Source organism: Marinobacter algicola DG893 (assembly GCF_000170835.1).
Taxonomy (GTDB): domain Bacteria; phylum Pseudomonadota; class Gammaproteobacteria; order Pseudomonadales; family Oleiphilaceae; genus Marinobacter; species Marinobacter algicola.
This window is the reverse complement of record NZ_ABCP01000008.1, coordinates 87,039-109,963: the sequence shown is the minus strand read 5'-3', so window position 1 is coordinate 109,963 and position 22,925 is coordinate 87,039. Positions and strand designations below refer to the sequence as shown.

Annotated in this window: 21 protein-coding genes; 15 read left to right on the top strand and 6 right to left on the bottom strand. The window is 58.3% G+C overall.

Annotated features, from left to right (window positions below; all coding sequences use genetic code 11):
• Nucleotides 1–16: 16 nt before the first annotated feature.
• From MDG893_RS08280 to MDG893_RS08265, 4 genes are all read left to right on the top strand, one after another.
• A complete protein-coding gene (locus MDG893_RS08280; protein ID WP_007153302.1) occupies nucleotides 17–1,402 on the top strand; it encodes a phosphohexomutase domain-containing protein in 1,386 nt (461 codons plus the stop codon).
• Between the two features lie 54 nt (nucleotides 1,403–1,456).
• Nucleotides 1,457–3,085 carry an acyl-CoA synthetase gene (locus tag MDG893_RS08275; RefSeq protein WP_007153301.1) on the top strand — a complete coding sequence of 543 codons (1,629 nt, stop codon included), beginning with the start codon at nucleotides 1,457–1,459 and terminating at the stop codon, nucleotides 3,083–3,085.
• Between the two features lie 162 nt (nucleotides 3,086–3,247).
• Nucleotides 3,248–4,399: an acyl-CoA dehydrogenase family protein gene (locus MDG893_RS08270; RefSeq protein ID WP_007153300.1), complete on the top strand. Its 1,152-nt coding sequence runs from the start codon at nucleotides 3,248–3,250 to the stop codon at nucleotides 4,397–4,399.
• Nucleotides 4,400–4,415: 16 nt separating this feature from the next.
• The gene (locus MDG893_RS08265) at nucleotides 4,416–5,597 is read left to right on the top strand and encodes a thiolase family protein (protein ID WP_007153299.1); all 1,182 of its coding nucleotides are present in this window, start codon (nucleotides 4,416–4,418) and stop codon (nucleotides 5,595–5,597) included.
• A 13-nt stretch (nucleotides 5,598–5,610) separates the two neighbouring features.
• Here the strand turns inward: MDG893_RS08265 and MDG893_RS08260 are convergent, their stop codons facing one another.
• Complete coding sequence (locus tag MDG893_RS08260) at nucleotides 5,611–6,615, bottom strand: AraC family transcriptional regulator (protein WP_007153298.1); 1,005 nt, start codon at nucleotides 6,613–6,615, stop codon at nucleotides 5,611–5,613.
• A gap of 103 nt (nucleotides 6,616–6,718) precedes the next feature.
• Nucleotides 6,719–7,138 carry a DUF4864 domain-containing protein gene (locus MDG893_RS08255; RefSeq protein ID WP_007153297.1) on the bottom strand — a complete coding sequence of 140 codons (420 nt, stop codon included), beginning with the start codon at nucleotides 7,136–7,138 and terminating at the stop codon, nucleotides 6,719–6,721.
• Nucleotides 7,139–7,313: 175 nt separating this feature from the next.
• Between MDG893_RS08255 and MDG893_RS08250 the strand changes: the two genes are divergently transcribed.
• A complete protein-coding gene (locus tag MDG893_RS08250; protein WP_007153296.1) occupies nucleotides 7,314–8,201 on the top strand; it encodes a chemotaxis protein in 888 nt (295 codons plus the stop codon).
• Between the two features lie 3 nt (nucleotides 8,202–8,204).
• Here MDG893_RS08250 and MDG893_RS08245 read toward each other — a convergent pair whose 3' ends face one another.
• Nucleotides 8,205–9,278 carry a mechanosensitive ion channel family protein gene (locus MDG893_RS08245; RefSeq protein WP_007153295.1) on the bottom strand — a complete coding sequence of 358 codons (1,074 nt, stop codon included), beginning with the start codon at nucleotides 9,276–9,278 and terminating at the stop codon, nucleotides 8,205–8,207.
• A 112-nt stretch (nucleotides 9,279–9,390) separates the two neighbouring features.
• Here MDG893_RS08245 and MDG893_RS08240 point away from each other — a divergent pair, with 112 nt between their 5' ends.
• Nucleotides 9,391–10,233 (top strand): Nmad3 family putative nucleotide modification protein, encoded by an 843-nt coding sequence (locus MDG893_RS08240; RefSeq protein WP_040474436.1) that lies wholly within the window; start codon nucleotides 9,391–9,393, stop codon nucleotides 10,231–10,233.
• Nucleotides 10,230–10,916, top strand: coding sequence for an NAD-dependent epimerase/dehydratase family protein (locus MDG893_RS08235; RefSeq protein WP_007153293.1), 687 nt, complete (start codon nucleotides 10,230–10,232; stop codon nucleotides 10,914–10,916). The genes MDG893_RS08240 and MDG893_RS08235 overlap by 4 nt, the downstream gene beginning before the upstream one ends.
• 3 nt (nucleotides 10,917–10,919) lie before the next feature.
• On the opposite strand, the gene MDG893_RS08230 is transcribed toward MDG893_RS08235, so the two are convergent.
• Nucleotides 10,920–11,714 (bottom strand): enoyl-CoA hydratase-related protein, encoded by a 795-nt coding sequence (locus tag MDG893_RS08230; RefSeq protein WP_007153292.1) that lies wholly within the window; start codon nucleotides 11,712–11,714, stop codon nucleotides 10,920–10,922.
• A gap of 250 nt (nucleotides 11,715–11,964) precedes the next feature.
• Between MDG893_RS08230 and MDG893_RS08225 the strand changes: the two genes are divergently transcribed.
• Genes MDG893_RS08225 through MDG893_RS08200 form a run of 6 tightly spaced genes read left to right on the top strand, consistent with a single transcriptional unit; the run spans nucleotide 11,965 to nucleotide 18,588 of the window.
• Nucleotides 11,965–12,780, top strand: coding sequence for an ABC transporter ATP-binding protein (locus MDG893_RS08225; protein ID WP_007153291.1), 816 nt, complete (start codon nucleotides 11,965–11,967; stop codon nucleotides 12,778–12,780).
• Nucleotides 12,780–13,658, top strand: coding sequence for a branched-chain amino acid ABC transporter permease (locus tag MDG893_RS08220; RefSeq protein WP_007153290.1), 879 nt, complete (start codon nucleotides 12,780–12,782; stop codon nucleotides 13,656–13,658). The genes MDG893_RS08225 and MDG893_RS08220 overlap by 1 nt, the downstream gene beginning before the upstream one ends.
• A 1-nt stretch (nucleotide 13,659) precedes the next feature.
• Nucleotides 13,660–14,703 carry a branched-chain amino acid ABC transporter permease gene (locus MDG893_RS08215; RefSeq protein WP_007153289.1) on the top strand — a complete coding sequence of 348 codons (1,044 nt, stop codon included), beginning with the start codon at nucleotides 13,660–13,662 and terminating at the stop codon, nucleotides 14,701–14,703.
• 59 nt (nucleotides 14,704–14,762) lie between these two features.
• A complete protein-coding gene (locus MDG893_RS08210; RefSeq protein ID WP_007153288.1) occupies nucleotides 14,763–15,971 on the top strand; it encodes an ABC transporter substrate-binding protein in 1,209 nt (402 codons plus the stop codon).
• An 8-nt stretch (nucleotides 15,972–15,979) separates the two neighbouring features.
• Entirely contained in the window at nucleotides 15,980–16,789 is an 810-nt protein-coding gene (locus MDG893_RS08205; RefSeq protein WP_007153287.1) for an ABC transporter ATP-binding protein, read from the top strand.
• The gene (locus MDG893_RS08200) at nucleotides 16,786–18,588 is read left to right on the top strand and encodes an AMP-dependent synthetase/ligase (RefSeq protein WP_007153286.1); all 1,803 of its coding nucleotides are present in this window, start codon (nucleotides 16,786–16,788) and stop codon (nucleotides 18,586–18,588) included. Before MDG893_RS08205 ends, MDG893_RS08200 begins: the two co-directional genes overlap by 4 nt.
• On the opposite strand, the gene MDG893_RS08195 is transcribed toward MDG893_RS08200, so the two are convergent.
• The gene (locus tag MDG893_RS08195; RefSeq protein WP_083797679.1) at nucleotides 18,579–18,899 is read right to left on the bottom strand and encodes a hypothetical protein; all 321 of its coding nucleotides are present in this window, start codon (nucleotides 18,897–18,899) and stop codon (nucleotides 18,579–18,581) included. The genes MDG893_RS08200 and MDG893_RS08195 overlap by 10 nt on opposite strands.
• A 140-nt stretch (nucleotides 18,900–19,039) precedes the next feature.
• Between MDG893_RS08195 and MDG893_RS08190 the strand changes: the two genes are divergently transcribed.
• The gene (locus MDG893_RS08190; protein ID WP_007153284.1) at nucleotides 19,040–19,930 is read left to right on the top strand and encodes a LysR family transcriptional regulator; all 891 of its coding nucleotides are present in this window, start codon (nucleotides 19,040–19,042) and stop codon (nucleotides 19,928–19,930) included.
• 165 nt (nucleotides 19,931–20,095) lie between these two features.
• Nucleotides 20,096–21,403, top strand: a complete 1,308-nt coding sequence (locus MDG893_RS21305) for a methyl-accepting chemotaxis protein (protein WP_007153283.1) — start codon at nucleotides 20,096–20,098, stop codon at nucleotides 21,401–21,403.
• Between the two features lie 89 nt (nucleotides 21,404–21,492).
• Here the strand turns inward: MDG893_RS21305 and MDG893_RS08180 are convergent, their stop codons facing one another.
• Entirely contained in the window at nucleotides 21,493–22,746 is a 1,254-nt protein-coding gene (locus MDG893_RS08180) for a porin (protein WP_007153282.1), read from the bottom strand.
• Nucleotides 22,747–22,925: the final 179 nt, after the last annotated feature.

Sequence of the window (22,925 nt, the reverse complement as noted above, 5' to 3'; positions counted from 1 at the left end):
TGACGGAGAAACAGCTATGGACGTGTCCTGTTTTAAGGCTTATGACCTGCGCGGTCGGGTTCCCGACCAGTTGAATCCCGAACTGGCAGAGCGTATCGGGCGTGCGTATGTGGAGCTGACGAGTGCCCGCAGGGTTGTGGTGGGGTATGACATCCGGCTATCGAGCCCGGAGATTGCAGCAGCATTGACCATCGGGCTCAAAGCAGCAGGGGCGGATGTCTATGACATCGGTCTTTGCGGTACCGAGCAGGTCTATTTTGCCACCAGCCATTACAGCATGGATGGCGGCATCATGGTGACGGCCAGCCACAACCCCAAGGATCACAATGGCATGAAGCTGGTCGGCCGCGAATCGCGCCCCATCAGCTCGGATAACGGCCTGAATGCCATCCGCGACAGGGTATCCCAGCCGTTTATGGATGCCGCCGTTCCGGGGCGCCTGGAAAGCCTGTCAGTGGAGGCCGACTATATCCATCATTTGTTGGGGTACATCGACGGCACTAAAATCAACCCATTGAAAGTGGTGGTTAATGCGGGCAACGGCGGTGCGGGGCCGGTTATCGACGCGTTATCACGGTGGCTGCCCTTTGATTTCGTAAGGCTGCATCACGACCCAGATGGGCATTTCCCGAACGGGGTTCCCAATCCTCTGCTCGAGGAAAACCGGGCGGTCACCGCTGAGGCGGTTCTGCGCGAGGGGGCTGATATGGGTATCGCCTGGGACGGCGACTACGACCGTTGTTTCTTCTTCGACGAAAACGGCCGGTTTATCGAAGGCTATTACATCGTGGGCCTGTTGGCGGACCAGTTTCTGCAGAAGGTGGATGGCGGCAAGATCATTCACGACCCGCGGCTGACCTGGAATACCCAGGAGCTGGTCCGAGAGGCTGGCGGAACGCCCATCGAAAGCAAAACCGGACACGCGTTTATCAAACAACGGATGCGCGAGGAAGATGCCCTGTATGGGGGTGAAATGAGCGCCCACCACTATTTCCGCGACTTCGCCTACTGCGACAGCGGCATGATTCCCTGGCTTCTGGTGGCCGAACGTCTGTGCCAGATAGGGCAGCCGCTATCGTCGCTGATCGATGCCCGCATTGAGGCATTCCCCGCAAGCGGAGAGATCAACCGTACGGTGGACGATCCGGCCCGGTTGCTTGCGGTGATCGAGGAAATCTATGGTGCCGATGCGGTATCCGTCCGGCACGTTGATGGTCTGAGCGTGGAATTTGAACGCTGGCGTTTCAATCTCCGAATGTCGAACACCGAGCCGCTGGTGCGGCTGAATGTAGAGTCCCGGGGGGACATTGCGCTGATGAAGCAAAAGACCTCGGAGCTGCTGGAGGAAATGGCGCGGCTGGATCAGCCGGATACCCGTCGAACGGCTACGGGGGTTAGCTGAAACGTCGGCCGTGCCCTATAGTCAGGTGTTGAATAACAACACCAGGAGACCCGTATGAACTCCATCTTCGACAAGGGATTAGAGCCGACCGACGCCAATAACGCGACACTGACACCGCTGGATTTCCTGGCCCGCACGGCCAGCGTGTACCCGGAATACCCGGCGGTGATTCACGGTGCTACACGCCGCAACTGGCAGCAGACCTACGAGCGTTGTCGCCGCCTGGCGTCCGCGCTGGCTGACAGAGGTGTCGGCAAGGGCGACACCGTGGCGGCGATGCTGCCAAACATTCCGCCCATGCTGGAATGTCATTTCGGCATCCCCATGTTGGGGGCAGTACTCAACGCCCTGAATACCCGCCTGGATGCCAAGGCCATTGCCTTCATGCTGGAGCACGGCGAGGCGAAAGTTCTGATTGCCGACCGGGAGTTTGGCGACGTCATCAACGAAGCCGTTGGCATGCTCGACAACCCGCCGCAGGTGATTGATGTCAACGACCCCGAATTCAGCGGTGCCGGAACCCAGGTGAGCGATCTGGATTACGACGCTTTCGTAGCCAGCGGCGACCCGGCCTTCGACTGGCAAATGCCGGCGGACGAATGGGATGCGATTTCGCTGTGCTATACCTCCGGCACCACCGGTAACCCGAAAGGCGTGGTGTACCATCATCGCGGTGCCTACGAAAACGCCATGGGCAACCAGGCGGTGTGGTCCATGGGCATGCATCCGGTGTACCTGTGGACGCTGCCGATGTTCCACTGCAACGGCTGGTGTTTCCCCTGGACCATCACCGCCTTTGCCGGCACCCACGTGTGCCTGCGTAAGGTGGAGCCAGAGAAGATCCTGCAGCTGATCAGCGAACACAAAGTCAGCCACATGTGCGGGGCGCCCATCGTATTGAACACCTTGCTGGGCGCTTCAGAAGCGGCAAAGTCCAGCTTCAGCCACACCGTTCAGGCAATGACCGCAGGTGCGGCACCCCCGGCAAAAGTCATCGAAGCCATCGAAAACATGGGCTTTCGCGTGACCCACGTTTACGGACTTACCGAGGTGTACGGGCCGGTCACGGTGTGTGCGTGGAAATCCGAATGGGATGACCTGCCGGTGGAAGACCGGGCCCGCATCAAGGCACGGCAGGGCGTTCGCTACCATACCCTGGCTGGCATGATGGTAGGTGATCCGGAAACCATGGAAGCGGTGCCGAAAGACGGCAACACCATCGGCGAGATTTTCCTGCGCGGCAACACGGTGATGAAGGGTTACCTGAAAAACCCCAAAGCCACCGAGGAAGCTTTCCGCGGCGGCTGGTTCCACACCGGCGACCTGGCCGTCTGGCACGCCGATGGGTATGCGGAGATCAAGGATCGCCTGAAAGACATCATCATTTCCGGTGGCGAGAACATCTCGACCATCGAAGTGGAGGATGTGCTCTACCGCCATCCCGATATCCTCGAAGCCGCTGTGGTGGCAAGGCCGGACGAAAAGTGGGGCGAAACACCCTGCGCCTTCGTAACGCTCAAGCCGGAAGCAGGGGAGGTCAGCGAGGACGATATCATCGCCTTCTGCCGGGAGCGGATGGCGAAATTCAAAGTACCCAAGACGATCGTGTTCAGCGAACTGCCGAAAACGTCCACCGGCAAGATCCAGAAGTTCGTGCTGCGGGACGACGCCAAAAAGCTCTGACCGCGAGTGATATATAAACCTCGGGGCAGCCCACAATGCCGTCCCGGGGTGTCATTTTTTATCAAATTTCCTGCCCGGTTATGTCATGGCGCTAAGACCGCGACTGCGACAGACTGATGATTACCCAAACAAGGCCACACGATTCACCGACGGGAGATACCCATGACCAGCGCTGTTGATCAAGAAGAACTCGACATGTTCCGGGAGTCCGTCATCAAGGCCCTGGAAACCGAAGTAACACCCCACTACGAAGCGTGGGAACACTCCGGCATCGTGCCCCGGGAACTCTGGGACACCCTGGGCAACGCCGGCATGCTGTGCGTCGACGTACCCGAAGACTGGGGCGGCTGCGGCGCCCCCTTCCAGTACTCTGTTGTCGTGGGCGAAGAAATGGCCCGCATGGGCTTTGGCGCCCTGTCCACCAATGTCATGGTGCACTCCGACATCGTCGCCCCGTACCTCAGCCACATCGGCAACGAAGAACAGCGCCAATACTGGCTGCCCAAAATGGTCTCCGGCGAAGCCGTCGGCGCCATCGCCATGACCGAACCCGGCGCTGGCAGCGACCTCCAGGCCATCCGCACCAGTGCCGTCAAAGACGGCGATGACTACATTCTCAACGGCTCGAAGACCTTCATCACCAACGGCCAGCACGCCGACATGGTCATCGTCGCCGCCAAAACCGACCCCAAGGCCGGCGCCCGTGGCATCAGCCTGTTCCTGGTCGACACTTCGTTGCCCGGCTACAGCAAAGGCCGCAACCTCGACAAAATCGGCCAGCACTCCGGCGACACCTCGGAACTCTTCTTCTCCGACATGCGCATTCCCGCTTCGGCACTGCTGGGTGAGGAAGGCCAGGGCTTCATGTACCTGATGCGAGAACTCCCCCGTGAGCGCCTCGTCATCGGCGCATTGGGCGTTGCCGCCGCACGCGGCGCCCTGGACCTGACCATCAACTACGCCCAGGAACGGGAACTGTTCGGCCAGAAACTGGCCCAACTCCAAAACACCCGTTTTGAAATCGCTCGCATGGAAACCGACTGCCGGGTCAACCGCGCCTTCGTCGACGAATGCATCGCGCTGTATGAAAAAGGCGAACTCGACGCGCCCACAGCTTCCATGGCCAAGTACAGCGCCACGGAAATGCAGTGCCGGGTGGCCGACGGGTGTTTGCAGCTGTTTGGCGGTTACGGTTACACCAGCGAGTACCCGATTTCGCGAGCATTTATCGATGCCAGGGTGCAGAGAATTTACGGCGGCACGTCTGAAGTCATGAAAGAAATCATCGCCAGGTCGGTATTAGGTAAGGCTTAATTGGAGGATTGAAGATATGAGCAGCAACGACGTAGTAATCGCAGGCTCCGCAAGAACCCCCATGGGCGGCATGATGGGCGATCTCAGCTCCGTGCGCTCCCCGGATCTCGGCGCTATTTCCATCAAGGCGGCCATCGAAAGAAGCGGCCTGCAGCCCGCCGACATCCAGGAAGTCATCATGGGCTGCGTATTGCCCGGTGGCCTCGGCCAGGCACCCGCACGCCAGGCCTCCCGCGCCTCCGGCATCCCCGATTCCAGCGGTTGCACCACCGTCAACAAAATGTGCGGCTCCGGCATGCAGGCCGTCATCATTGCCCACGACCAGATCAAAGCCGGCACCAACAACATCATGATCGCCGGCGGCATGGAAAACATGAGCCAGGCTCCTTACCTGCTGCCCAAAGCCCGCGCCGGCTATCGTATGGGGCATGGCCAGCTCATGGACTCCATGTTCCTCGATGGCCTTGAAGACGCCTACGAAGGCGGCCTCATGGGCGTCTTCGCCCAGCGCACCGCTGATAAATACGACATCAGCCGTGAGGCCATGGACAACTTCGCCATCGCCTCCCTCGAGCGCTCTCTGTCGGCCATCAAGAACGGCGGGTTCTCCGACGAAATCACCCCCGTGACCGTCTCCGGCCGTGGCGGCGACACCGTGGTGGACACCGATGAACAGCCCGGCAAAGCCAAACCCGAGAAAATTCCCCAGCTCAAACCGGCCTTCGCCAAAGACGGTTCTGTCACCGCTGCCAACGCCAGCTCCATCAGCGATGGCGCCTCTGCCATGGTACTGGCCACCCGCGAAGAAGCCGAAAAGCGCGGCCTCACGCCTCAGGCCCGCATCGTCGCTCACGCTACCCACGCCCGCCTGCCGGCCGAGTTCACCCTCGCGCCCATCGGTGCCATCGAGAAGGTATTGAAGAAAGCCGGCTGGAGCCGCGATGACGTTGACCTGTTTGAAATCAACGAAGCCTTTGCCGTGGTTACCCTCGCTGCCATCAATGAGCTGGGGCTCGATGCTGACAAGGTGAACGTCCATGGTGGCGCCTGTGCCCTGGGTCACCCCATCGGCTCTTCAGGGTCGCGGATCATGGTCACCCTGATCAACGCCCTGAAACAGCGTGGCCTGAAGCGCGGCGTGGCGTCCCTGTGCATCGGGGGCGGGGAAGGTACCGCTGTCGCGATCGAACTGCTGTAAGCGGAAAAAAGAGCTACTGGTCCTGCTTGCGGTAGGCCAGTGGGCTGAGCCCGGTCCAGTGCTTGAAGGCACGGGAAAAGGCACCGGGCTCGGTAAATCCCAGCTGTGACGAAATCTCCGACACCGTCAGGTTCTGCCGCGTGAGCATGATGACCGCCTGGTCCCGCCTGAGGTTGTCCTTGATCTTCTGGTAGGAACTGCCTTCTGCCTTCAGTTTGCGCGACAGGGTGTAGGCGGTCATATGCAGTTGCCCGGCGATTTGCTCCAGAGTGGGCAGGCGTTCATCGTCCACGTTTTCCAGAATCTGCCGAACCCGGGTGGTCAGACTGTCGTCCTCATCGGTCCAGATCAACAGGTTGCGCGGCGACTTCTCGATAAACCTGTCCAGTTCCCCCGGCGTTCTCGTTACTGGCATGTCCAGATAGTTGTGGCTGAAAAACAGACTGTTGCGGTCGCGATTAAAGAAACACTGGCAGGGAAAGACAAACCGGTACTCGTCAAAATGTCCGGGTAAATCATGTTGGAAGATGGCGTGGCTGAGCACGATCTTGCGCCCGATCAGCCAGCCGATCAGCCGATGCCACACCATCAGCAGCCATTCCACCAGGAAGTTGTCCGGGTCGAGCTCCGGATGACGATGGGTGATGCTCAGCTCCACGCCGTCGCCGCGGGTGTCCAGTTCGATCACAATGTCATCGGAGAACAGCCGGTAACAGCGAATGCTCTGGCGGATGACCTCCTCCAGGTTGCTGCTGTGAACCACCAGTGATCCCATCAGGTGAAAGTGCCCCACGCGACAGGGGTGAGTGGTACGGCCCATGAACTCATCGTCCAGCTTGCCCCACACCAGCCGGAACAGACGGATAAACTGTTCCGTGGGCACCCGTGCCCGTGGCGAGTGGATGAACTCCGGGTCGATGCCATTATTGCGAAGCAGTTCATCGGAGTAGCCACCGCTCTTTTCCAGGCCATAGAGAACGGCCCTGGCGTAATGGGAGGAGAAGGTCAGGTTCTTCATGGACGGTGTTCAGGCTCTGCCGGCAATCAGGTTCATGGAATGTATCTTACGGACGGACAAAGCTGAAAGACATAGGTGTCAGAAACCTATTATCGGTAACCTGCTATATTGAGCTTGGTCCTTCTTTGAGCCCGACGCCGCCAATTTTCCAGTCGTCGCCATTCTTGACCATTTGGTAGTGGGCGATCCAGTGCTTTCCCTCCGGCCCCAATAGCCGTACCACCTGAATCTGGAAACCGGGGTGGGGAATGCGCTCCATGAACTCAATGGACGATGCCCGGTGGACGGGCGCATAGGACAGCTTGACCATATCGTAGAACGTATCTATCGAGCCGGATTGCTGCTTGATGCCCTCCGAGGCATAGTCCCAGGCGGCTTCCCTGTCGTCATTGGCAAAGGCTTCAATCTGCGACAGGATCGTGTTCTGGATGGCGTCATCGATAGTGTCGTTGTCGGCATGGCCACCCGCGGTCATGACGGCGAAGAACAGGAATACCGATATCAGTGCAATAGCGCGTTTCATCGAATAGCCTCCCGATGACAACAGTATAGGTGATACGCGGGAGAGGCGGGGCTGGATTCAATGGCAGCCTCAAGCGACCTCAGAACGGCTGCAAATTCTTACAGTGTCGGTTTGGGCGGCGTGTTATCTTTCGCCTGTTATACTTTTTCCAAAGCTCCTGACAGGTTGTAAGGTTATGGCCGAGGGTACCAAACACCCCCAGAAACTGCTGTTATTTTATCTGACCAATCAGAGGCCGTTCGGCCTGGGCACCCTGAAGATTCGGGAAATCATGCCATTTGTACCGCTGACCAGACTGCCGCACAGTCATTCGGCGGTGATCGGCACCATGAGTTTTCGTGGCTCGGCCGTGCCGGTGATCGACATGGCGGCAGCGGTTGGCTATCCGCCACTCACCGAGGATGAACGCAAGACCGCTTCCATCATTGTGACGGATATCCAGCGCCAGGAAATCGGCTTTCTGGTACGAAGCGTTCGAAAAATTATCGAAACCGAATGGAAAGAGGTCCTGCCGCCACCTCGTAGTCTGGGCGACAAAGCCTTCATTACCGGACTGGTGAATTTTGAGGACCAGATTGTCCAATTGCTGGATGTGGAGTTGCTGCTGGCCAGAGTGTATCCGGAGTCCATCAATCCCCGTGAAGTGGTGCTGACGGACGTCCAGAGGGAAATCCTGAAAGGCCTGAATATACTGCTGGTAGACGATTCTCAGGTGGCACGGAAACAACTGTCGGATGCCCTGGATAGCAAGGATGTGAGCTATTTCGTGACCACCAACGGGCGGGATGCGCTGGACCTGATGCTGAACGCCGACCGCGATGGAAAACCCATCAATATTTTGGTGAGTGACATCGAAATGCCCGGCCTGGACGGCTACGAGCTGACTTTCAATGTGAGGGACAGCGGCAACGCCCTGAAGCAGCCGTATATCATCTTGCATACCTCCCTCAACAGTGAAATGAGCGTGAGTTACGCCAAACAGGTGGGGGCAGACGAGGCATTGACCAAATTCGATGCGGAAGAGTTGCTGCACGCCATACTGCGCGGGGCCGAGCAGGTGTGAGGGTTACTGGTCGGGCGTTTCCACCAGCCTGGCACGGACCCGTGGAAGATGCGCCGGAAACTGAGCCTGTATAAAGGTGATCAACCCCTCGCGGATGGCACAGCGGAGATTCCAGAGCGAGCTTGAGTCCCTGGCGCTGAGCAGAAAGCGCACTTCGATATTGGCCTCGCCGGCTTCCGTCACCTGCACGATCCTGGTCTTCCCATCCCAGTCAGGCGCCTGCTCCAGCAGTCTCTCAAACTCAGTTCGTAGTGGTTCGATGGGCATGGAATAATCGACGGTGATGAACACCGTTCCCATCATTTCGGTGTCGTGTCTCGACCAGTTCTGGAACGGGTTTTCGATAAACCATTGCAGCGGCACCACCAGCCGCCGCAGGTCCCAGACCCTCAGCACTACGTAGGTGGCGGTGACTTCCTCCACCCAGCACCATTCGCCCTGTACATGCAGCACATCATCGATGCGGAACGGCTGGGTGAGGGCAATCTGCATGCCCGCCAACAGGTTGCCCAGCACCGGTTTGGCCGCGAAACCGAGAATAATGCCGCCGATGCCCGCCGAGGCCAGCAGGCTGCTGCCAAGGTGGCGAACCGGTTCGAACGTCACCAGCGCTGCGCCCAGGCCCACAATGACGATGAGAATGTTCAGCACCCTCACCAGGAAGCGCGTTTGCGTTTCCACCTTGCGGGCCCGTTTCCACTGGCCTTCCAGGACCGGATTCAGAGAGACGATGACGTCGCCGATGGCCGACGTGCAGCGCACCAGCGCCCAGGTGACCGCCACAATCAGCAGCAGCGTGGCGGCGTGACGCAAGTGATTGATCAGTGGCAGGTCCTGGGACGCGGTTTCGAGTATGGCATTGAGCACCACAAGGGTAATGGCAACACCCAGAGCGGTTGATGACGCATCCAGGAACAGGCGGGGAACGGTTTTGCTGCGGGTTAAGCGTTGAACCGTTGCCAGCACACCCTTGTACACAAGAAAGGTGATAGCCATTGAGAGCACGACGGTAATGCCCGGATGCCACCAGGCTTCCAGGCCTGCCTTCAGCGTGTTCAGGGTTTCAAAATCAGTCATGGGCGATTGGTATTGAATCAGCGGGTGGGCCAGAACGTTGTTGTCGTCAGTTTAAACTGCTTTTCAACGGCGTGATATGGTTGCCGTCCGTTCCTTGCTCAAAAATGTGTTTATGAAACTGATCCTCAGCCGTAAAGGCTTTGATTCCTCCGCAGGCGGCTGTCCCAGCCCGGTGTTCCCTGACCGGTCTTTCTATACCCTGCCGATCCCGGATTCACGTTCCCGGATCACCTACAGTGATATCCATCATGAAGGGTTGAATGTTGGCAAGTTGGTGGCGGACCTGACCGGCGATCGTCGTGGTGGTGCCCGAAAGGCTCACCTTGATCCGGATCTGATCGCTTGCGCTTATCCCCGGGAAACCGGCTGGCGGCCTTGCCTGGGGCAAACCGGCGCAGCACAGGGACACCTTCGTAAGCAGCAGGTGGGCGTGGGGGATCTGTTCCTGTTTTTCGGTCTGTTTCGGGACGTGGAAAAACAGGGCCGACGCTGGCAGTTTGTAAAACAGGCCCGACCGTTTCACGGGGTGTGGGGCTGGCTCCAGATAGGTGAGGTGTACCACATTGATGAGTTGTCGGAGAGTGACCTGCAGTGGGCCCGTTACCATCCGCACTTCCATGGCCAGCCGGATGGTGGAAATACCCTTTATGTGGCCTCCGATACACTGCAATTTGAGGGGCGACCAACCGGCCTGCCCGGGGCCGGGGTGTGTGAACGTCTGGAGGATCGGTTCCGCCTGACGGCGCCGGATGCCGCTTCGACCACCCAATGGCGACTACCGGGGTGTTTCTATCCGGATTCGGCGGACACGGCGATGAGTTTTCACGGTAACCTCGCCCGCTGGTCCCGGGACGGGGACGACTGCACTCTGAGAAGTGCCTCGCGGGGGCAGGAGTTTGTGTTGGATACTATCGAATATCCGGGCGTTGTTTCGTGGCTGAGAGAGATTTTATGAACGTGATGTTGTTGGGTGCCACCGGCTTGACCGGACGTCAGGTACTCGAAGGCCTGCTGGCGCGGGAAGAGGTGTCGTCGGTTGTCGCGCCGGTGCGGCGAGCGCTGCCGCTGAACCATGAAAAACTGCGTCAGCAGGAAGTGGATTTTGATCACCTGGAAGAGCACCGCGATTTGTTCGCGGTCGATGCCATCGTCTGTTGCCTGGGCACCACCATCAAGAAGGCCGGCTCCCGCGAGCAGTTCCGAAAAGTGGATTATGGTTACCCGATGGCAGCGGCCGAACTTGGCCGGGCAAACGGTGCACAGGTGTTCGTGCTGATGTCTGCCATTGCCTCGTCATCGTCTTCCACCGTTTTCTACAATCGAGTGAAGGGAGAGCTGGAAGACGGCATAAAGTCACTTGGCTATCCCTGCCTGTCCATCTACCAACCCAGTCTGCTGTTGGGCGACCGCAACGAGCAGCGCACCGCCGAAGCACTGGGCATAAAAGCCATGCCCTTCATCAACCGCGCATTGATCGGCCCGTTGGAAAAGTTTCGCGGTATTGAGGCGGCCACTGTGGCCAGGGCGATGGTGAATGAGGTGTTGGCGCTTGCTCAGCAAACGCCCGCCGAATCGAACATCCGGGTACACGAATATCCGGATATCGTGACGTTGGCTTCGCAGGATGTAGCACCCTGACGGTCAGGACCCGTGGAATTCAGCAGGGCGCTTGGCCAGGAACGCCGAGACGCCTTTTGCGAAATCTCCGGTTCGCGTCATTTCCAGGAATGCCTGCTTTTCCGCTTCTAACTGAGCAGCCAACTGATCGCCACAGGCTCCGTCGGTAAGCCGTCGGAAAGCACCGAAGGCTCGGGTGGGGCCATTCGCGACTTTTTCCGTTATCTCGGCCACCCGTTTTTCAAAGTCGGCTTCCGGAACGCACTCGGTGATCATGCCCCAGTCTTTGGCCTCCGCCGCGCTCAGGGTCCGGCCCAATAGCATTAACTCGGCTGCCCGCCCGGTGCCAATCTTGTGCGTCAGAAACCAGCTGCCACCACAGTCAGGCACAGCGCCGATGCCGTTATAAGCCATCAAAAACCTGGTGTCGCCCTGAGCAATAACAAGGTCTGCCATCAAAGCCAGGCTCAGCCCGGCACCGGCGGCAACCCCCTTGACCACCGCAATCACCGGAGCGTCCATGCTGCGTAGCAGGAGGATGGCCGGGTTGACCGCATCCAGAATGGCGCTGACGGCCTCTCCCGCCTGTTCGGGGGAGCCAGCCATGCTGGCGATATCCCCGCCTGCCATAAAAGCGCGCCCAGCGCCGGTCAGAACGATGCATCGAAGGCCTGACTGGTCTTTCAGTGCCTGAGCCGCGGCAAGGAAGGCTTCTGCCAGGGGCACGCTGATGGCGTTCAGGGCTTCTGGCCGGTTGAAGGTCAACGTTGCGATGCCGGTGTCGGCGTCGAAATCAGTGGTTACCAGGGAATCAGTCATTGTGGAAGGCTCTCGTGTCGTGGCGGGACTGTGGTTCTCTTGTTTTTAAAGCCGCCTTTGTTGTCTGACAGATAACAGGATAGAAGGGTTTGCCCAATGTTGCCTGAATGGACTACTTTTAATCTGGACCGGGGATCAGCCCGGTGACAAGAAAAAACAACAACGACAATCATCTTCGGGCGTGAGATGGGTATCAGCAGGGCGTATTCGTGAGCCTGTCTGCCCGGCGCCAGGGGTGCCGGGAGGTAATGTGAGCATCCTTGAGATCAGTAACCTGTCTCTCTCATTTGGTGGTGTCAAGGCGCTGCAGGATGTCAGTTTCCGTGTGCCTGAAAACACCATCACGACCATTATCGGCCCGAATGGTGCTGGCAAGACCTCGCTTTTTAACTGCATCTCCGGTTTCTACAAACCACAACAAGGCAACATTCGCTACCAGGGCCAGCCGCTGCCGGGCAGTATCAAGCCGCCGAGACGGGCCGCACTTGGCCTTGCCCGAACCTTCCAGAATATTGCCCTGTTCCGGGGGATGACAGTGCTCGACAACATCAAGCTTGGCGCCCATGTGCACATGAAGAGCGGCCTGCTCAGTGCGCTGGCCTATTTCGGGCCCGCCCGCCGTGAGGAAACGGCTGTCCGCCAAGAGGTGGAAGAGCGGATTATCGACTTCCTGGAAATCGACCATATACGACGCCAGCCGGTGGCCAGCCTCCCCTACGGCCTTCAGAAACGGGTTGAGCTTGCCCGTGCCCTGGCCATGAAACCTCAGGTATTGATGCTGGATGAGCCGGTAGCCGGCATGAACCGGGAAGAAAAGGAGGATATGGCCCGGTTTATTCTGGATATCCGGGAAGAGTGGGGCATTACCGTGCTGATGGTGGAACACGACATGGGCATGGTGATGGACATATCAGACCATATCGCGGTCCTGAATTTTGGTCAGGTCATCACCGAAGGTGTGCCTGCGGATGTTCAAAACAACCCCGAGGTGATCAAGGCCTATCTGGGCAACAGCGACATCGACAGTTTGCGAAGGAAGCTCAATCCGGAAGGGGAGGTTGCCTGATGGATTGGTTGTTCTTTGGTGAAATCAGCCTGGCCGGCCTGGCCATGGGTGGGCTCTACGCCCTTATCGCGTTGGGGTTTGTGATCATTTACAAGGCCACCCGGGTGATCAATTTCGCCATTGGCGAGATCATGATGTTTGCCGCCTACCTGTTCCTGGCATTTGCTGGCGGCATGGAGTTATCACCATGGATTGCCCTGCCGCTGGCGGTGATCGGCGGCAGTATTCTTGGCGGTGTGATCGAGAAGACCATGATCCGGCCCATGCTGGGCGAGTCTCCCATCTCGGTGGTGATGGTAACCATCGGCATTGGCAGTATCCTGGTGGGCCTGGTGGAGTTTATCTGGACCGCCGACCCGCAGTTGTTGCCCAGTTTTCTGCCTCGGGAGCCGGTGTTTATCGGCCCACTCTACCTGGCCCCGAAAATCGCCTATGGTTTTCTGATTGGTTCTGCTCTGCTCATTATTTACCTGCTTTATTTCCGCTTCTCGCGGGGTGGCGTGGCCCTGAGGGCAACGGCCTCGGATCAGGCGGCGGCGTATTCCATGGGTATTAACGTGCGCCGGGTGTTCAACATGGCCTGGGTGTTTGGATCACTCGCGGCATCGTTGGCTGGTGTGTTGGTGGCCGCCACCGGCGGACTCAGCCCGCAATTCGGGATTATTGGTCTGAGTGTGCTGGTGGTGGTGATCGTCGGCGGCCTGGACAGCATTCTCGGTGCCCTGGTCGCCGGCGTGTTTATTGGCTGGCTGGAGACGGTTGCCGGTGCCTACCTCGGAGGCGAGTACCGGATGCCGGCAACGTTCCTGGTGCTGGCGGTGATCCTGGTGATCCGCCCCTACGGCCTGTTCGGCACCCACGAAATAGAGCGAGTTTAAGATGCGCATCGGTGACGCAAAACAGAGTTACGAGGCTGATGAGGCAATCTGGACCAGTTCGACCCAGAAGCTGTGGCTGGGTTTTTTCCTGCTGATTCTCATGGTGTTCCCGTTTGCCGTCGACTCTTACCTGTTGTACCTGGGTTGCCTGGTTGGCATTGCCGTGATCAGCACCACCGGCCTGAACATCCTGACCGGTTTTACCGGCCTGATTTCCCTGGGGCAGGCCGGGTTCATGGGCGTTGGCGCCTACACGGTGGCATGGCTGTCCATTAATACCGGCCTGCCGTTCCCGATCACTCTGGTGCTGGCCGGGCTTATGGCTGCCGCTGTCGGGATTCTGGTGGGACTGCCATCACTACGGGTCAAAGGTCTGTATCTGGCCATCGCCACCCTGGCTGCGAGCGTGTTCCTGCACTTCATTTTTGCCGAGTGGGAACCCGTCACCGGTGGCATGGGTGGCCTGAGCCTGGAGCCAGCGCACCTGTTCGGGCTGACGTTCCAAAGTGATTTCATGATGTATTTCATCATCGTGCCGCTGGCCGTGCTGATGGTGCTGGCCGCTCGCAATGTGTTCCGCACCCGGATTGGTCGGGCCTTTATCGCCATCCGTGACCGCGATATTTCCGCCGAGATCCTCGGTATTAACCTTTTGCGCTACAAGCTGATGTCGTTCGCGCTCAGCTCTTTCTATGCCGGGGTGGCCGGTGGCCTGTTCGCCTATTTCTACCGCGTGGTTACCCCGGAGAGTTTTCCGCTTTCCATGTCCATTTTCTATCTGGCGGCGGTGATCGTCGGCGGTATGGGGAATTTGCTGGGCGGCATTTTGGGTGCCGCTTTCATGACTCTGGTGCCGGAAGCGCTGAAACTGCTAACGGCGGCACTGACACCGTTTTACCCCAACGCCCCGGTGTTCATGTCGCCGATGCTGGAGATCATTTTTGGCGGCCTTATCGTGGGCTTCCTGATTTTCGAACCTCATGGCCTCGCGGAAATCTGGCACCGAATCCGCCGTTTTTTCCGCCTCTGGCCGTTCCGGAATTAACGGTTCCCTCACGGGAGCCCGTGCAACACCAACAACAAGAAGCTGCAAGGAGAAAGAACATGTTCAGAAACATCCTCAAAAAAGGTCGCCGGCTTGCCGGCCTTGGCAGTTTGGTCGCTGCGTTGACAATGGCCGCGCCGGTGATGGCACAGGACAAGGAGCCCGTCGTGTTTGGCGGCTCCATACCCCTCTCCGGTGTGTTTGCGTTTGCCGGTATTCACATCCACGCCGGTCTGACCGACTACACCAACTGGATCAACAGTCAGGGGGGCATCAATGGTCACCCGGTAGAGTATGTGATGGAAGACACCGCCTACGAGGTGGACCGCTCGGTGGCGGCCTTCAAGAAGATTTCCGGTAGCAGTTCCCCGGCTACCTACTACGGCGACAGCACTGGTTTCATGAAAGCCATCGCCTCTGAGCTCAACAGCCAGGGCAACACGCTTATGAGCGGGGCCTCGTTCGCGACCGCGTTGACGGATAACGAGCAATACCCCTACCAGTTCATTCCCGGCCCGAACTACAGCCAGATGTTTGGCATCATTCTGGAGTACATTGCCACTCAGGGTGAAGGTGGTGATATGCCCACCGTGGCGTTTGTATACAGTGATACCGAGTTCGGTAAGGACCCCATCGAAAACGGCAAAGCCCGCGCGGGTGAACTGGGCATCGACGTCGTCGAGGAGATCGTGACCAAGCCCGGCAGTGTGGATGTGTCTGCTGAGGTCCTGAAACTCCGCAGGGTACGACCGGACTATGTTGTGTTTCATGGCTACGTATTGTCGCCGATCAACGAGTTCATGGTGCAGATGCGCCAGATGGGCCTTGATACCCAGTTCATGGGCACCTTCTGGTCCTCGGACAAGTTGATCATCGACAAGATGGGTGCAGACGCTGACGGCTACATGGGCGTAATGCCCTACAACTACTACGACAGCGAGGAAAGCGGTCCCATGCTTGATGCCCTCCGCGCCCAGGCGGAGAAGAGCGACCCGGAAGCGGGCTACCGTCCTACCGGCTACATGCAGGGGTGGTTCAATGCCATGGTCTGGACCGAAGTGGTCAAGCGCACGCTCGATGCGGGGAAAGAACTGACCGGAGACAACATGGCGGAGTCTCTTGCCTCTATTGAGGACTGGGATACTGGCGGCATTATCGGCATTCCGGTCACCGTGCGGAACATGTCCTTCCCGGTCGGCCGGATCTGGCGGGTAAATGCTGAAGAAGGCCGTTATGAGCCGGTATCGGACTGGATTCACCTTGACTGAGGGGCTGTATGGAAGCCTTGCTGGAAATCGATAATATCGAGGTGGTCTACAACAAGTCGGTGCAGGTTCTTCGGGGCCTGTCGCTGCGGGTGCCGGAGGGCGCCATTGTGGCACTCCTCGGTTCCAATGGTGCTGGCAAATCCACCACTCTGAAAAGTGTCTCCCGCCTGCTGACCCTGGAAGACGGGGAAGTGACCGCCGGGGAGGTGCGTTTCCGGGGCCAGGATGTAAAGGGTACGCCTCCCGAAAAACTGGTGCGTAACGGACTCTTCCATGTCATGGAAGGCCGCCGTGTGTTTGAAGACCTCACGGTGGAGGAGAACCTGATCGCTGCTACCTACGCGCTCAGCGGCGGCAAGCCCTCCCTGAGCGACAGCTACGAACTGGTCTACGATTATTTTCCTCGCCTGAAGGAACGCCGTAAGCAATTGGCGGGTTACCTCTCCGGCGGCGAACAGCAGATGCTGGCTTTGGGTCGTGCGTTGATTGCCCAGCCCGCACTGATCATGCTGGATGAGCCGTCGCTGGGCCTGGCGCCGCTGCTGGTGGAGGAGATCTTTACCATTGTGGCGCGGATCAACCGTGAACAGGGCACTGCGATTCTTCTGGTGGAGCAGAATGCGGCGGTGTCTCTGGCGATTGCCTCATACGGTTACATCATGGAGAACGGCAAGATCGTGATCGACGGGCCGGCGGATAAGCTCACGGCGAATGAGGACGTTCAGGAGTTCTACCTGGGCGTGGGCGGCAAGGAAGGTGAAGCCCGCAGTTACCGCGATATCAAGCACTACAAACGCCGTAAACGGTGGCTGTCATGACAACAATTGCCCTACCTGACCTGACACTGACCCAGATGCTTCGGGCCCACGCCCAGGAGCGGCCGGACGCACTGGCGCTGCGCCAGAAAGACTTTGGCATCTGGCAGGCCTATTCCTGGCGGGCCTACTACGAGCGCGCTCGCCATTTCGGCCTTGGGCTTCGCGCCATGGGGTTGGAGAAGGGTGGTCATGTAGCCATTATCTCGGAAAACCGGGTGGAGTGGGTGATTGCCCAGATGGGTATTGGCATGGTGCGGGGTATCTGTGTGGGTGTGTATCCGACCAGCCCCTGGAAGGAGGTGGCCTACGTTCTCGAACACAGCGATGCGAGCATTGTGGTGTGTGAGGATCAGGAACAGACCGATAAAGTCCTGGAAGCCTGGCCGCAACTGCCACAGCTGAAGCACGCCATTGCCATCGATATGAAAGGCCTTCGTTACTATCCCGAACCCCCGGCGGCGTTCGAGGATATTGAGGCCAGAGGCCGTGCGTTTGAAAAAGACCATCCCGGACTGGTGGACGAACTGCTCGATGGCCAGCGAATGGATGACACCGCCCTGATGATTTACACCTCTGGCTCCACTGGACGGCCGAAGGGCGCGATGATCAGCTGGGGTAATCTTCTTGCTGCCGCGCCCGGCCTTATTGAGTTGCTGCAGGCGGACGAACGCGGTTCCAGTCTTTCCTACCTGCCGCTGTGCCATGTGGCGGAGCAGGCGGTAACCAACATTGCGCCGGTCTATGCAGGCAGCTCCGTCAGCTTCGGCGAGAGCCTGCGCACCGTTCAGGAAGATCTGCGGGAAATTGCGCCGACCTTTTTCCTGGGCGTGCCCCGTATCTGGGAAAAGCTGCATTCCTCGATCTATATCAAAATTCAGGAGACAGGACGTGTCCGGCGGGCATTGTTCAATTGGGCAATCCGGGCCTGTTCGCCCATGGCCACCAAATCCCGGGCGCAGTGGAGCTTGAAAGAAAAAGGGCTTTACAGCCTCTGTTACTGGTTGGTGTTCCGGGCACTGCAGAACTTCATTGGCCTGCGCCGATGCACTATCGCAATGACCGGAGCGGCCCCCATTTCCACCGGAATTCTGGAATTCTTCCGGACCATTGGCATACCCCTGCTGGAAGTTTATGGCCAGACGGAAAGTACCGGCGTGGCAACCGCACAGCCGGTGGATGACGTGCATCTGGGAACCGTGGGCGTCGCGATTGCCGGCGTTGAGGTCAAACTCGGTGAGCACAACGAGATCATCATGCGTGGCGGCAGCATGTTCAAGGGTTACTACAAAAGCGACGAGGCGACCGCCTCAACCCTGAAAGACGGCTGGCTGCATACCGGCGACGTCGGTGAATGGCGGGATGGCCAGCTCAAGATTGTCGACCGCCTGAAAGACATCATGATCACCGCTGGTGGCAAGAACCTGTCGCCAACGGAGATTGAAAACACCATCAAGGCCAGCCCCTATATCAAGGAATGCATTGTGATCGGGGAGGCCCGGAAATATGTTTCCGCTCTGATACAGATCGACTTTGATACGGTGGCCAAATGGGCAGAACAGGAGCGGATTGCCTACACCACTTTCCGAAGCCTCACCGAGCAGGAGCAGGTGAACGAACTGATTCAGGCCGAGGTGACCAAGGGCAACGAACAACTGCCGCAGGTGGCCCAGATCAAGCGCTTCCACCTGCTCACCAAGGAGCTAGACCACGACGATGATGAAGTGACGGCCACCATGAAGGTGCGCAGAAGCAACATCTACGAGAAGTATACCGACGTGATCGAGTCGCTTTATGGTTGAAGTTGGTTACCTCGCGCCCTGCGACAGGCCTCCAGCGCCTTGAGGGCATCGACCTTCAGTGGGAGATTGAGCGCCCACTGAATATCCGTTCTCTCAAAGCCGATGTCCTCCAGTATTTCGTCATCCTCCTTCAGTAAAGGCAGGAACAGGCGACGAAAATGGTGCCTGCGCCGGAAGATTCTGACCCAGAACTCAAACGTTGCCATGAACGCCAGCGGTGGAGTGGCGGGCATGTAAAGCTCCAGCTCCGGCGGTTTGGCGGGGGAGTCTGGACGAAGGTGCGGGCGGCGGAAATCCTGATAATGGCTCATCGTTTCAATCTCCTGTTCAGTCATCAGTATGAGTGCCCTCGCGTGTTCGCTGGGGCATGGTTATCAGCATGCAATGTCACCTTTGATCAAACAAACGAAAAGATTTAATATCTGAGTTAAGAAAAATTGAAAGGTGACTTATGGACAGTACCGAACTTGCGCCCAACCGCGAGGCTGGCCCGCTACTGGATACCGACGTATTGAGAACCTTCGTGGCCATTGCCGAGAGTGGAAGCTTTACCCGCGCCGCGAAGCAGGTTTTTCGCACCCCTTCGGCCCTGAGCATGCAGATCAAACGGCTTGAGGAAATTCTCGGTCACGTCCTCTTTGTGCGCGAAGCCCGTCGCGTCCGGCTGACGCCCGAGGGAGAAGTGCTACTGGGGTATGGCCGGCGACTGCTGCGATTGAACGAGGAGGCTATCCGGCAGTTCCTCTCTCCCGTTTTGGAAGGCCGGGTCAGTCTGGGGACTTCAGACGATGTGGGCAGCCGTATCCTGCCGGGCGTACTGGCGCAGTTCGCGCGCTCGTATCCAGCGGTTCAGGTGGATGTCGTGGTTGGTTCCAGCCAACAGAACCTGGACAGGCTCGACGCAGGAGAGCTGGATATGGTGCTGGTCACCATTGGCAATGAGGGGCAGGAGCGGCGCGGTGAAGTGGTACACACCGAGCCATTGGTGTGGGCCGGCCGCGAAGGGGGTGTCGCTGCCAACCGGTCACCCCTGCCGGTGGCCCTTGCCAGCCATGGTTGCGTATGGCGCCGGGCAGCGCTGACGGCCCTGGATGACGCCCATATTTCCTATCGGGTTGCCTACACCTGCGACAACTGCTTTGGTCAGGAAGCGGCGATGTTGTCGGACCTGGCGGTTGCACCGTTCCCCGTTAGCCTGGTGCGCCCGCCGCTACGAAAGCTCGACCGGGAAGGGCTGCCGGCGCTGGTAGAGTATCAGATCGCACTGGTGCGCGGTGGCAGCAACCCGGTCAACGACGCGCTGGCCGGGCATGTGAAGGACGCGTTTATAGATCTAAGGTGATCTCCCGAGTGTCAATGGGTAACTCGAACCCGATATCGCACAAACATGTACTGTAATTATTTCTTACAGTTCGTTGCCATCTCTGTACCTTAAGATACGTAAACTCCGGTTCGTTGAGCATATATTGAACAATATTCCATATGCCTCATCCAGGGAGGGAGCACCATGTTTGGGCGCCATCGTATTGCGGAATTAACGGATCAGTTAACGGTCTCCAGGGCCGAACAGGAGAGGATTCAGCAAACCCTGAATGCCATTGCCTCCCAAATCGGGTATATCGAGTTCAGCCCTTCAGGAATTGTAGAGTCTGCCAATGACTTGTTGCTCTCCATTATCGGATACGAGCGTCAGGAGGTTGTTGGTAAGCATCATCGGTCTCTGTGTGACTCAAACTATACGGCATCGCCGGAATATCAGCGCTTCTGGGAGGATCTCGGGCGCGGCATCAAGAAACAGGGCACCTTCCCCCGCTTTGCCAAGGATGGCCGACGTGTCTGGCTGGAGGCCACCTACTTCCCCGTCACCAATGAGGACGGCAACGTCTTCAAGGTCATCAAGCTAGCGACAGACGCGACCGCATCCCAGGACAAAGTAGCGGATGATACTGCCATGCTTGATGCCATCGACCGCTATATGGCCGTCATCAAGTTCACGCCCGACGGCGAGATACTGGAGGCCAACGAGAATTTCCTGGCTACCACCGGTTACGCCAAGGACGAGATCCTCCACCAGCACCACAGGATGTTCTGTTTTGATGATTTCTATCGCAATAATCCGGACTTCTGGAAACGGTTGGCCCGTGGTGAGAGTTTTTCAGGGCAGTTTGAGCGCAGGGACAAGAACGGCAAGAGTATCTGGCTTGAAGCGACCTACAGCCCTGTGCTGGATGCTGGCGGTCAGGTATACAAGGTGATCAAGTTTGCCTCGGACATCACCGCGCGGGTGAACAATGCCCGCGAGGCGGCCGACGTGGCTGCGGCCACCTCTGAGGAAACCTCACAGATTGCGGCTGAAGCCACCCGTGCCCTTAACCTTGCGGTAGAGACCTCGGCGTCGGCACTGGCTGAGGTGGCCAGCGCCACGGAGGTCAGCCGGGATCTGGAAATCCAGGCCGAGCAGATTGGCAGCATTGTCAGCACCATTCGCACTGTGGCAGAGCAGACCAACCTGCTGGCCCTGAACGCTGCCATCGAAGCCGCCCGCGCCGGCGAAATGGGGCGGGGGTTCGCAGTGGTAGCCGACGAGGTACGTAAACTGGCTGCCAAGACCGCTCACTCCCTGGAAGAAATCTCCACGGTGGTGGGCAAGAACAGTCATTTGATTGAGTCGTTGCGCGCGAACATGGACGGGGTATCGACGCTGTCACGTCGCAGTTCGGATGAAATCTCGGGCATTGCCACCGGCATTCAGCAGGTGGAAAAGGGTATGACGGATCTGGCGGCGGTGGTGGCGCGGTTGAGCAATGAGGAATAATCAAAAAAGCCCCTACAAGAGGGGCTGAAGGTCACAACGATAACGCCGTGTGGTGCGTTGCAGGGCCGGGTCCTGGCCCTGCTGTCCGGTCAGAACTTCACGCGCAGACCGGTGGTTACGATGGTGATGTCTTCGTACTTCGGGTTGTAGCAGGTTCTTCCGGACGTGGTGCACCATTCGGCGCGTTCGAAGCTGTGTATCTTGGCGCCACCGTAAACATCGAACATGTCCGTGGGGCTCCAGACGTAGCCAACCCCGATGACAGAGCCTTTTTCATCTTCCTTGTTGCGGTCGCGGGTTTCGCCATAATGAATGTCGAATGCGTGTTGGCGATTCGGACGATAGCCCAGTTTGACGTAGCGAAACTGCCCCAATTCCGAGTTCGTTGCATCAAACGTGTCTGTCGACTCTTCTTCTGTCAATTTCTGGGCCCGGTTAACCGCCGCCAGCGACAGGTTCAGACCAGTGCTGCTGTGAAAATACGAGACGGAGCCACCGTAGATATTAACGTCTTCTCCGTCTGAACCACCCGGATCCTCGTTGTTCTGGGTCGCACGGGAATAACCCACGCCCACCAGCATGCGGCCGCCCGGAACGCGAAGGCCGGATTTGACGCCCACCTGCAGGACGGAACTGGCTCCACCGTCGCCGTCATGGCCGGCACTGGCAGACACCGTGGCAGGGCCGATGCGGGGGCTGTCGTAGCGGATCCGGTTGTGCCGCCCCTCGAAGTTGTAGTCACGAATACTGCCGGAAATGGACGACTCGTTCTGCGCGGGATTCGCCAGGTCGAACGGCTCATTACCCGTGAAGTTGCCGCTGCCGTCAAAGGTTCGTTTGAAAGAGGACGATTTGAGTTTGTATCGGAGGCTGCCGCCGATCAGGTTTGGGTTACGGAAACTGATCACACCCGTGCCAGAGTAATCCCTACGCCCCGTATTGTAAGCGGCGCCTTCACCCAGGCCGAGGGTCACTTTACCGTAAGGCGTATCCACAAACGCATCGGTGATGCGCTCGTCCACCTCTGGATCGGTGTTCTTGGCAGTCGGGTCCACATCGTTCGAGGCGTTGGAAAACACGCCCACTTCAATAAGCGCGCCGGCTGTCCAACCGCCAAACAGTCGTTGAGTGCCGCCGATGTTGAAGCGCGTCGGGCTGTTGCGGTTGTCCACATGATAGAACTCGGTGTCTGATCCCACGCCCAGGTTGTTGGCGCTGTAACCATCCTTTGCGTACATGACAGCGCGGTTTACCTGCCCTCCGACTTCAACTTCCAGCGCAGATGCGGGGAATGCCGTCAGGCCAACTACGCCAGCCGCCAGCATTGATTTGAAAAACCTCATATTGCCTCCGGTTTCTTGTTTTGTAAGGTTTCGTCCGAGGAGTTCACCTGTTTGTATTCGGCCAATCCGAGACGTGTCTTTGTTGTCAGTCTGGTCTCATGGCGCTTTGCACGCTTACTTTATCGGCTACTATTGATACCTATGTAAATTGAAAACATTAGATAGGTATATGCGTTTTC

What these genes read in the sequence shown, in the direction of transcription:
- MDG893_RS08280 (WP_007153302.1), top strand. Translation starts at nt 17, where the DNA reads ATGGACGTGTCCTGTTTTAAGGCTTATGACCTGCGCGGTCGGGTTCCC.
- MDG893_RS08275 (WP_007153301.1), top strand. Translation starts at nt 1,457, where the DNA reads ATGAACTCCATCTTCGACAAGGGATTAGAGCCGACCGACGCCAATAAC.
- MDG893_RS08270 (WP_007153300.1), top strand. Translation starts at nt 3,248, where the DNA reads ATGACCAGCGCTGTTGATCAAGAAGAACTCGACATGTTCCGGGAGTCC.
- MDG893_RS08265 (WP_007153299.1), top strand. Translation starts at nt 4,416, where the DNA reads ATGAGCAGCAACGACGTAGTAATCGCAGGCTCCGCAAGAACCCCCATG.
- MDG893_RS08260 (WP_007153298.1), bottom strand. Translation starts at nt 6,615, where the DNA reads ATGAAGAACCTGACCTTCTCCTCCCATTACGCCAGGGCCGTTCTCTAT.
- MDG893_RS08255 (WP_007153297.1), bottom strand. Translation starts at nt 7,138, where the DNA reads ATGAAACGCGCTATTGCACTGATATCGGTATTCCTGTTCTTCGCCGTC.
- MDG893_RS08250 (WP_007153296.1), top strand. Translation starts at nt 7,314, where the DNA reads ATGGCCGAGGGTACCAAACACCCCCAGAAACTGCTGTTATTTTATCTG.
- MDG893_RS08245 (WP_007153295.1), bottom strand. Translation starts at nt 9,278, where the DNA reads ATGACTGATTTTGAAACCCTGAACACGCTGAAGGCAGGCCTGGAAGCC.
- MDG893_RS08240 (WP_040474436.1), top strand. Translation starts at nt 9,391, where the DNA reads ATGAAACTGATCCTCAGCCGTAAAGGCTTTGATTCCTCCGCAGGCGGC.
- MDG893_RS08235 (WP_007153293.1), top strand. Translation starts at nt 10,230, where the DNA reads ATGAACGTGATGTTGTTGGGTGCCACCGGCTTGACCGGACGTCAGGTA.
- MDG893_RS08230 (WP_007153292.1), bottom strand. Translation starts at nt 11,714, where the DNA reads ATGACTGATTCCCTGGTAACCACTGATTTCGACGCCGACACCGGCATC.
- MDG893_RS08220 (WP_007153290.1), top strand. Translation starts at nt 12,780, where the DNA reads ATGGATTGGTTGTTCTTTGGTGAAATCAGCCTGGCCGGCCTGGCCATG.
- MDG893_RS08215 (WP_007153289.1), top strand. Translation starts at nt 13,660, where the DNA reads ATGCGCATCGGTGACGCAAAACAGAGTTACGAGGCTGATGAGGCAATC.
- MDG893_RS08210 (WP_007153288.1), top strand. Translation starts at nt 14,763, where the DNA reads ATGTTCAGAAACATCCTCAAAAAAGGTCGCCGGCTTGCCGGCCTTGGC.
- MDG893_RS08205 (WP_007153287.1), top strand. Translation starts at nt 15,980, where the DNA reads ATGGAAGCCTTGCTGGAAATCGATAATATCGAGGTGGTCTACAACAAG.
- MDG893_RS08200 (WP_007153286.1), top strand. Translation starts at nt 16,786, where the DNA reads ATGACAACAATTGCCCTACCTGACCTGACACTGACCCAGATGCTTCGG.
- MDG893_RS08195 (WP_083797679.1), bottom strand. Translation starts at nt 18,899, where the DNA reads ATGAGCCATTATCAGGATTTCCGCCGCCCGCACCTTCGTCCAGACTCC.
- MDG893_RS08190 (WP_007153284.1), top strand. Translation starts at nt 19,040, where the DNA reads ATGGACAGTACCGAACTTGCGCCCAACCGCGAGGCTGGCCCGCTACTG.
- MDG893_RS21305 (WP_007153283.1), top strand. Translation starts at nt 20,096, where the DNA reads ATGTTTGGGCGCCATCGTATTGCGGAATTAACGGATCAGTTAACGGTC.
- MDG893_RS08180 (WP_007153282.1), bottom strand. Translation starts at nt 22,746, where the DNA reads ATGAGGTTTTTCAAATCAATGCTGGCGGCTGGCGTAGTTGGCCTGACG.